This is a genomic window from Roseomonas chloroacetimidivorans (genome assembly GCF_049629625.1).
GTDB lineage: Bacteria > Pseudomonadota > Alphaproteobacteria > Acetobacterales > Acetobacteraceae > Roseomonas > Roseomonas chloroacetimidivorans.
The window spans coordinates 1-582 of record NZ_JBNBZS010000319.1 but is presented as its reverse complement, the minus strand read 5'-3'; the positions used below and the strand labels follow the sequence as shown (position 1 = coordinate 582).

Sequence of the window (582 nt, the reverse complement as noted above, 5' to 3'; positions counted from 1 at the left end):
GAGGGGAAGTGATGGACGCTCAGGACGAGTACGATCCCGAGGCTGCGATCAAGGCACTAGAGGCCAAGGCATCCCGGACCCGGATGCACCTCTCGGTGTGCATGACCAACGCGCTCGAGGCTGCCAGCCAGGTGCACGTTGCGGCGTGTCGGATCAATGAGGAGAGCCCTGTCCAGTCGTACCTAAGCGACGCTCTGCACAGCCTCCTGATCGTGGCGGAGGAGTGCCGGCAGGCTCTGCGACCCCAGGACGCCCGCCCATGACCCCCAACACGGCCAGAGACGCGTCTGGGAGCGCCGTGGGCGGCGTTTCTGAGGGCCGGGTAGGGCAGGGTAGCGGGGAGGGCGGAAAAGCCGCTGGCGGACGTCCCTCACCGCCGCCTGCGCGGCTCATCGTCATGATCGGCTGCATCGGAGGAAGCGGGCTCGCGTGGTGCCTCGGGTTCGGTTCGACCAAGGCGGTGCTCGTGGGCTGGCAATACACCGCCATGGCCCTCGGCTTTCACTGGTGGGTCTGCCGCTACCTGAACCGCGCCCCCGCCCAGGGGGTGGTCGAGAGCGAGGGGAGGGAAGGGCGGTGAGC

Annotated in this window: 2 protein-coding genes; both read left to right on the top strand. The window is 68.4% G+C overall.

The annotated features are described in order from the left end of the window. On the top strand, positions 1–263 hold a 263-nt coding region (locus tag ACO1BU_RS37710; RefSeq protein WP_424140950.1), incomplete at its 5' end, for a hypothetical protein. Next, positions 260–580 (top strand): hypothetical protein, encoded by a 321-nt coding sequence (locus ACO1BU_RS37705; RefSeq protein WP_424140949.1) that lies wholly within the window; start codon positions 260–262, stop codon positions 578–580. The genes ACO1BU_RS37710 and ACO1BU_RS37705, both read left to right, overlap by 4 nt. Positions 581–582: the final 2 nt, after the last annotated feature.

Excerpts from the sequence above, each read along its gene's own strand:
- ACO1BU_RS37705 (WP_424140949.1), top strand. The coding sequence starts at position 260 with ATGACCCCCAACACGGCCAGAGACGCGTCTGGGAGCGCCGTGGGCGGC.